The organism is Streptomyces sp. NTH33 (assembly GCF_003236365.1).
Taxonomy (GTDB): domain Bacteria; phylum Actinomycetota; class Actinomycetes; order Streptomycetales; family Streptomycetaceae; genus Streptomyces.
In genome coordinates, this window is the sequence record NZ_POTZ01000340.1 from 1 (window position 1) to 7628 (window position 7628).

The following is a 7628-nucleotide window of genomic DNA, read 5'->3' on the forward strand; positions in this document are numbered from 1 at the left end:
GCCCGTCCCTTCCTCCTTCACTCCAGCCAAGGGACATGGGCAGAGCAGCCGCAACGGGGATGTCAGCAGGGCCGACCACGTCAAAACGGCGTGGTGACCTGCGCGGACGCGGGGACGGTCCTGCGGGCCGCGCAACACCTAGCGCAACCCTTGGCGCAACGTCCAGCGCAACAGATAGGCGCAACCCTTGGCGCAACCCCGTGCTCCTGGTCGACCGAGGCGCGCGGTCACGCCGCCTGGACGGCCCGCCTGGCGCGGGTCAGCTGCCGCAGCTCGGTGCGCGCCGCCGGTGCCGAGCGGGCGGTGTCCCAGTAGGGGTGCCACCACAGGCGTGCGGACAGGCGCAGCAGGCGGCGGCGCAGGGCGGTGGTATCGCTGGGGCGGGGTGCGGCGAGCGCGTCGTAGGTGGCGTTCCAGGCGGCTTGCGTCTGCACCAGGTCGTCGGGGAAGTCGGTCACATCCATACCAGAATTGGATCTTCTATTCGAATTCGGTGTCACATCGGACACACCCCGACCGGAGCCGTGGTCGGGGGTCGCGCCGGGCGTGGTCGGCGTCATGGCCGGGCCTGTCTGCCCCCGCGGCGGTGTGACCCGTGAAGTAGCGGAGAGCGTGGTGGGGGGCCGGATCACGCAAGCGCGGCACGCAAAATATCGCGTCGCGCGGGTGGGGCAATATCTGTGCCCGCGGGCTGAGATTTCACCCGAGCATGCGGATAGATTCTCTGCCGTAATAAGCAGGGTGGCGTTCTTCACCGCACAGTGGCTGCTGCGGCGTGCTACTGTCGATGTCAGTTGCAGTTGTGGTTCCCGAAACTTCAAGTGCTCCGGTCGGCCCTGTGCCGCTGGAAGCGCTTTTGTATCTCCGGTCTTTTTCCGGACGGGGTGATCATCGCGGCGACACGAGGTTCGCACGGTGCGGATCCCGTATGCACTGCCCCAAAGGAGATATGACATGGCTGCTGGTACCGTGAAGTGGTTCAACGCGGAAAAGGGCTTCGGCTTCATCGAGCAGGACGGTGGCGGCGCTGACGTGTTCGCCCACTACTCGAACATCGCCGCCCAGGGCTTCCGCGAGCTGCTGGAGGGCCAGAAGGTGAGCTTCGACATCGCGCAGGGCCAGAAGGGCCCGACGGCCGAGAACATCGTTCCCGCCTGACGCTGACTGTCACATACTTGTAGCTGGGGCCCGCATCCTTCGGGGTGCGGGCCCCAGCTGCATGCGTTTCCCGCAGTGATTTCGCCTGCGCCTGTGGACGACAACTCGGACATTTTCGGCTCACCGCACGAGATTCGTCCCTTCGGGGGTGCAGACGCATCCCTTCGTAGCTACAGCGCAGTGGACGCTTCGAATATCGAGCCCACACCGCACCCAATCATTCCAGCGCCTGCGCCCGCACAGATTTTCTGTTGGCCAGTTTCGCTTTTAAGGCCCGCCGGTTCATTCTTGCGATTCTCCGTGCTGCTCATTGCTTCGGGAATTCCTTGATATGTGCCGCATCGAGGAAGGTTCCGCATGAACCGCACACGCACGAACGACCGCTTCGCCCGCGCCCGTAATGGCAGTGCCGACTCCGGAAGGAGCGGCAGCCGCTTCGGTTCGCCGGCGCCGCGCCGGTCGGCCGGACCGAGCCGCTCCGGCGGTTATGGCCGCCGGCCCGCCGCCGTCCAGGGGGAGTTCGCGCTGCCCAGGACGATCACTCCCGCGCTTCCCGCTGTGGAGGGCTTCGCCGATCTCGACATGCCCGGGGAACTGCTGGCCGCGCTCGGCAAACAGGGTGTGACCGTGCCGTTCCCGATCCAGGCCGCGACCCTGCCGAACTCCCTCGCCGGCCGCGACGTCCTCGGCCGGGGCCGTACCGGCTCGGGGAAAACCCTCGCCTTCGGGCTGGCCCTGCTGGCCCGCACGGCCGGACGGCGGGCCGAGCCCCGGCAGCCGCTGGGGCTGATCCTCGTACCGACGCGGGAGCTGGCGCAGCAGGTGACCGACGCGCTCGCCCCGTACGCCCGCTCCGTGAAGCTGCGGCTGGCCACGGTGGTGGGCGGGATGCCGATCGGCAGGCAGGTGAGCGCGCTGCGCGGTGGCGCCGAGGTCGTGGTCGCCACACCGGGACGCCTCAAGGACCTCATCGACCGCGGCGACTGCCGACTGGACCAGGTCGCCGTCACCGTGCTGGACGAGGCCGACCAGATGGCCGACATGGGCTTCATGCCGCAGGTCACCGCCCTGCTCGGCCAGGTCCGCCCGGAAGGCCAGCGCATGCTGTTCTCCGCCACCCTCGACCGCAACGTCGACCTGCTCGTACGCCGCTACCTGACCGATCCCGTCGTGCACTCCGTCGACCCCTCGGCGGGCGCCGTCACGACGATGGAGCACCACGTACTGCACGTCCACGGCGCCGACAAGCACGCGGCCACCACCGAGATCGCCGCCCGCGACGGCCGCGTGATCATGTTCCTGGACACCAAGCACGCCGTCGACAGGCTGACGCACGACCTGCTCAACAGCGGAGTACGGGCCGCCGCCCTGCACGGCGGCAAGTCCCAGCCGCAGCGCACCCGCACCCTGGCGCAGTTCAAGACCGGACACGTCACCGTGCTGGTGGCGACCAACGTCGCGGCGCGCGGCATCCACATCGACAACCTCGACCTCGTCGTCAACGTCGACCCGCCGACCGACCACAAGGACTACCTCCACCGCGGCGGCCGCACGGCCCGCGCCGGCGAGTCCGGCAGCGTCGTCACGCTCGTCACACCGAGCCAGCGCCGCGGCATGGTCCGCCTCATGTCGGACGCCGGGATCCGGCCGCAGACCACCCAAGTCAGCTCGGGCGACGAGGCCCTCAGCCGGATCACCGGAGCCCAGGCCCCGACCGGCATCCCGGTCGTCATCACCGCCCCGGTGGCCGAACGCCCCAAGAAGCGCGGTGCCACCTCTCGCGGCCGACGCCGCCCCGCCTCGGCGACCCGGCGTGCCCCCGCACTCCAGTCCACGGCCGGTGCGGCCGCCTAGAACCGTCCTGATCAGGAACCCCGCCCGTCTGCGCAGGAGGCACCCTTTGACGCTGGGACAGTTGCAGGATCGCTCCGTAAGCGCTCGCCCATTGCACGGCACGGTGATCGACGTCATGGACGCGGCCGGCCCGCAGGTCTGGTACGACATGACCGTCGAGGTGGCGCTGTCCGTGATGGCCGCCGCACGTGCGGAGCATCTGGTCGTCTGCGACGAAGACGCCCGGTGCGTCGGCCTGGTCACCCGGGCCCGACTCACCGCCGTCCGGGACAGCTCCGGATACACCGACCGGCTCCGCCTCGGTGACATCGCCGGCGACTTCGGGCCCTTCGCCTCCCCGCCGACCACGAGGACCGAAGCCCAGCACGCGATGCGCCACCGGCCGCTCGGGACCCTGCCCATGGCCGAAGAACACGGCAGCGCCCCGGGCGTGCGCGCCCTCTCCCGCTGAACCGCCCTCACCACACTCGGCCCCGTCTCCCCTTCCCCTGTGAGGCATCATGCGCTGTGTCATCGCCCGCTTCCCGTTCGAGCTGACCAAGAGCGGCGTGCTGGAATCGATGAAGGGCATCAAGCCCGAACCGGTCACCGGCGACTCCGTGATCATCGGACGACGCCACTACCCCGCCAAGCAGGTCGGCCAGGTCACCACCCGCCAGGACCGCCGCGACTTCAGCGCCGGCGAAGTCCTGAGGGCCATGGCCCGGCTCGGCTTCACCTGCCGCACCCTGCCCGAGGCCGCCCCCGCGCGCATCGAAAGCCCGTTGCAGCGGGCTTCCGCGATGCTCGGCGCCCCCCCCACCTGTCCGTCTGACCGACGCGACAGGCGCGCGCTGACACCAGAACAGCGGTGAGGGCTCGACCGGCGCGCGCCGGTCGGGCCCTCACTGCGTGCCGCATTCCCCGATCGGTGCGCGAGTGGGGCGACGGCCCCGTGACGCAGGGGCAGTTCCTGCTACTGGGGTCAGTAGACGGCGAGGGAGATGGCTATGTAGTGCGCGGTGAAGGCTGCCACGGTCAGGGCGTGGAACACCTCGTGGAAACCGAACCAGCGGGGCGAGGGGTTGGGGCGCTGGACCGCGTACACCACCGCGCCCGCGCTGTAGAGGAGACCGCCGGTCACTATCAGGGTGACTACGGCCGCCCCGCCGGTGTGCAGGAAGTCGGGCAGGTAACGCACCGGTGCCCACCCCAGGGCCAGGTAACAGGGGGTGTACAGCCAGCGGGGAGCTTTGACCCACAGGACACGGAAGGCGATGCCGGCCAGTGCACCCGTCCACACGATCCACAGCAGCAGAGCCTGCCGGTCAGGAGAAAGGAGAAAGGAGCACGGCCAAAGGCGTGCAGGTTCCCGCGATGATCAGAAAGATGTTGGCGTGGTCGAGACGACGCAGAACGGCCTCGCCCAGCGGCCCCCAGGTGCCCAGATGGTAGACGGCGCTCGTCCCGAACAGCAGCCAGGCAGTCACGGCGTACACGGCACAGGCCCAGGTCGCCGGCGTCCGGGCCAGGCAGATCAGGACGATGCCGGCACTCAACGAGGCAGGGACCATCGCGGCGTGGAGCCAGCCACGCAGCTTCGGCTTGACCGGCTCGACCAGGTCCGCCGCCCACCCGGCCAGGTCGGCAACAGGACGAGAGTTCTCCTCGGCATCGCCACGGTGTGATCCGCCGGGGAGACCGGCTACAGCCTCCCCCGCCACAACTCCCCGTGCTGTCTCGGTCCTATGGGCATCATCGAAAACCATCTGATCATGCTAGAAGCCTGCCCGAAACAGCCTTGCCGAAGGTCGAGCCCCCACCGCCAGACCGCCATCGCCAGGCGGGGTCAGTGCTGCCTCAAGGAAGCGCCGGTGCCGGCGACCTGCCGCCGCTGGGTCAGTGAAAGCCGTGTAAGTCGGCTGGCCGACGAGGTCTCCCCGGCCGCCTTCGGCGAGCCAGTCCTTCACCACCTGCACTCCACCCGGCAACGCGCGCCGGGCAAGATGTGGACGGCTTCCCCCTCGGTGTTCTCGTGGACAGCCAGCAGGCGCACCAGGCTGCGGAACACGGCGCGGCCTCTATCACCCTGAGTGGCCTCGACCTCGTCGCAGAGACCGCTACCGCGCCTCCGTCCCAGGCGATTGACGCGTATAGGTGGCGCCATGCACCGGTGCGGGGTTCGTACGGCTGGTTCCGGTCCATGGCCGACGGCTCAGGAAAGTGCTGGAGGACGGTACGGGTTACCTGCGTTCATGCAGGTCAGCCTTCCGGCATCTCGGCCCACACACGGGCGGCCATTGCCTCGGCCTCGTCCTGCGGTGTTCCTGCCCGCACCAAGATGATCCCGCGAGACTGGTCCGGGAACGTGACCTCCCGCATTGCCGTACCCAACGGGCCCGTCGGATCGTCCGACATGGCGCCTCCCTTCGGCGGCTGCCGCCCACGCTAAAGGGATGTCGCCCAGAAGACGAGGACCCTCGCCCAGACGGAGGACAGTCCTGGGTCGCGGACAGCATGGGATCACCTGCCACCTGACGGACACCCAGCAGCACGGTCCCGGCAAGGACGTCCCACTAGCCCCCTTTCTGCCCCATGGAACTCACCATGGACAGCGCTTAGCCCCTGGCGTTGGCCGTACAGTCCGGCCCGTCACCCGAGGCTTGTCCCCTTCATATCGCCGCAGAGGCGACGGCGCAGGGCGGGACGGTGGTGCCACGGGGCAAGGTGCGGCGAGCGCGTCGTAGGTGGCGCTCCAGGCGGCTTGCGTCCGCACCAGATCGTCGGGGATGTCGATCACGTTCATACCGGCACACATCAGATTGCTCGGTCGAAACATGTGCCGCTTCGGGCATGCCGCGCGCGTAGCTGTGGTCGGGGTCGCGCGGTGCCGTGGTCGGCCTCATGGTCGGGTCTGAGGCGGCCCGGACTGCGACAGTCCAGCCGGTTCCTGCGCGCCACAGGCCGGTGGTCTCCCGGGTCACTTCTTGCGGGTGGAACGGTACAACTGCGCCAGTACACCCACGACGTCGAGCGCCTACGGGGGCAGCCTGGATCAGGGGGACGACACGCTGGTGGAACCCGGTGCTGGTGGTGGAAGTCGGTATGGATGTCCACCTCCGGCCGGCGGCGCTGGCATGGCGCCGCCCCGACCTCTCCCCCACCGACGTTCCCCACCTGACGACGCACCGTACTTGAGTGATTTATGCAACCGTGACACGAGGGTTGCATGTAGTCGGGGTTTGAGGGTAGTTGGGCGTCCTTAAGCCGGATTGCTCAGGACAAGGGTGGCGGTATGGGGCCAGCGGTGCACGAAGACGCGGATCAGTCGCTGGCCAGCCGCCCGTTGCTGTCCGCGGTCGCCCTGGAGGGCGGAGAGCGCATCGGGGAGGCCCGGGATGTGACCCGCCGTTTCATGGCCCGGGCACAGGCCGTGCACGGGATCCCGGTGTCGGAGCGCGCGATGGGCCTGGCGGAGCTGGTGGTCAGCGAACTGGTGACCAACGCGCACAAGTACGCGCCCGGCCCGTGCCTGCTGGACCTGGAGATCAACGACGGTGCCGTGGAGATCAGCGTCTGGGACAGCGACCCGGGCCTGCCGATGCCCCAGGCGACCGACCCGAACCGGGTCGGCAAGCACGGCCTGGAGATCGTGATGGCCGTGTGCCGCACCTTCGAGATCCGTCGCGAGCCGGTGGGTAAACGCGTCAAAACCGCCATCGTGCTGGCCGACGATCCCGGCGGGCACCCGGCAGGGCGACTGATGTGACCTGTGACCGACCCGGTTGCCGAGCTGTCTCCGAATCTCCTCAGTGCCCGATTCCGCGGCACAGGTCCGTCGGCCCCGTCGGCCGACGGGCAATCGCACTCGAGCGCGTTCCGGTCCGCGGCCTCAGCCCTCCCCTCCCGTCCGGCACGCGCCGCACGCCAGCGTCGCACGGACGCGGTCGTAACGCTTCGCATGGAGGGTTGGCGTAGTTCTCGCAGAGCCAGTCTCGGCCCAAGCGTTGGTTCCCCACTCCCGTGCGCACCCGGCAGAGTCGGGACCCCTCATACCGACGTGCACCCATGCGGGTGAGCCTGCTCAGGGCGCGGTGGGGCAGGCGCCTTCGATGGGATTCCTCGGGACAAGCGAACGCCTCATGGAGCAGCGGACGACGAGTATGTGGCGTCGCATGCTGCCGGCCAGGCATGAGCAGGGCGAAGCGTTGACCACGCTTTTACGGCAGTGCGACGAGAATGCCCTGATCATCGGCCGGCAACGCGTCGTGGCACCCAATGCCTTCGTCATCGAACTGCTCCCGGAGATCCACCGGCTGATCGCGGCCAGCCCTGTGCCGGTGGCACCCGCCCTCGCCGGCCAGGTGCGCCGCCACGCCGCCGAACAGGGATACACCTTCGTCGGCCCTGTCGCCATCGACCTGCGCCCCGCGCCCGACGATACGGCCGTCCGGTTCCGCGTCCACAGCCGCATCGCTCCGGCAAGGAGACGGGAATGCTAGCCAGGACCGGGAGTGTCATGAATCAGGTGTGCATCTCCCCGAAGGAGTCACCTGATGAGTACGACGATGGATCACCTGATCGAGACCATGGACCGCGTGTCGCTTGCCGTGGCCGGCGGCAGTGTTCAGGGTGCC

The 7628-nt window shown here is 68.9% G+C and carries 8 protein-coding genes and 1 pseudogene; 6 read left to right on the top strand and 3 right to left on the bottom strand.

Features of this window, described 5'->3' with window-relative positions:
• Positions 1-227 precede the first annotated feature (227 nt).
• A complete protein-coding gene (locus tag C1I97_RS26465) occupies positions 228-464 on the bottom strand; it encodes a hypothetical protein (RefSeq protein WP_111005674.1) in 237 nt (78 codons plus the stop codon).
• A 490-nt stretch (positions 465-954) separates the two neighbouring features.
• Between C1I97_RS26465 and C1I97_RS26470 the strand changes: the two genes are divergently transcribed.
• The 4 genes from C1I97_RS26470 to C1I97_RS26485 all read left to right on the top strand — a co-directional run bounded on the left by C1I97_RS26470 (position 955) and on the right by C1I97_RS26485 (position 3866).
• On the top strand, positions 955-1158 hold the full coding sequence (locus C1I97_RS26470) for a cold-shock protein (protein WP_023586105.1): 204 nt from the start codon (positions 955-957) through the stop codon (positions 1156-1158).
• 357 nt (positions 1159-1515) lie between these two features.
• The gene (locus C1I97_RS26475; protein WP_111005675.1) at positions 1516-3012 is read left to right on the top strand and encodes a DEAD/DEAH box helicase; all 1497 of its coding nucleotides are present in this window, start codon (positions 1516-1518) and stop codon (positions 3010-3012) included.
• Positions 3013-3058: 46 nt separating this feature from the next.
• A complete protein-coding gene (locus C1I97_RS26480) occupies positions 3059-3463 on the top strand; it encodes a CBS domain-containing protein (protein ID WP_111005676.1) in 405 nt (134 codons plus the stop codon).
• Positions 3464-3512: 49 nt separating this feature from the next.
• Positions 3513-3866, top strand: coding sequence for an SCO5918 family protein (locus C1I97_RS26485; RefSeq protein WP_111005677.1), 354 nt, complete (start codon positions 3513-3515; stop codon positions 3864-3866).
• A 110-nt stretch (positions 3867-3976) separates the two neighbouring features.
• Here C1I97_RS26485 and trhA read toward each other — a convergent pair.
• A pseudogene (trhA, locus tag C1I97_RS26490) lies at positions 3977-4760 on the bottom strand (PAQR family membrane homeostasis protein TrhA).
• Positions 4761-5253: 493 nt separating this feature from the next.
• Positions 5254-5409 (bottom strand): hypothetical protein, encoded by a 156-nt coding sequence (locus C1I97_RS40135; protein WP_171987478.1) that lies wholly within the window; start codon positions 5407-5409, stop codon positions 5254-5256.
• Positions 5410-6298: 889 nt separating this feature from the next.
• Between C1I97_RS40135 and C1I97_RS26500 the strand changes: the two genes are divergently transcribed.
• Together C1I97_RS26500 and C1I97_RS26505 are read left to right on the top strand one after the other, a co-directional pair.
• The gene (locus C1I97_RS26500) at positions 6299-6760 is read left to right on the top strand and encodes an ATP-binding protein (RefSeq protein ID WP_111005679.1); all 462 of its coding nucleotides are present in this window, start codon (positions 6299-6301) and stop codon (positions 6758-6760) included.
• Positions 6761-7133: 373 nt separating this feature from the next.
• The gene (locus tag C1I97_RS26505; RefSeq protein ID WP_181446922.1) at positions 7134-7493 is read left to right on the top strand and encodes an FhaA domain-containing protein; all 360 of its coding nucleotides are present in this window, start codon (positions 7134-7136) and stop codon (positions 7491-7493) included.
• The last annotated feature ends 135 nt before the right edge of the window (positions 7494-7628 follow it).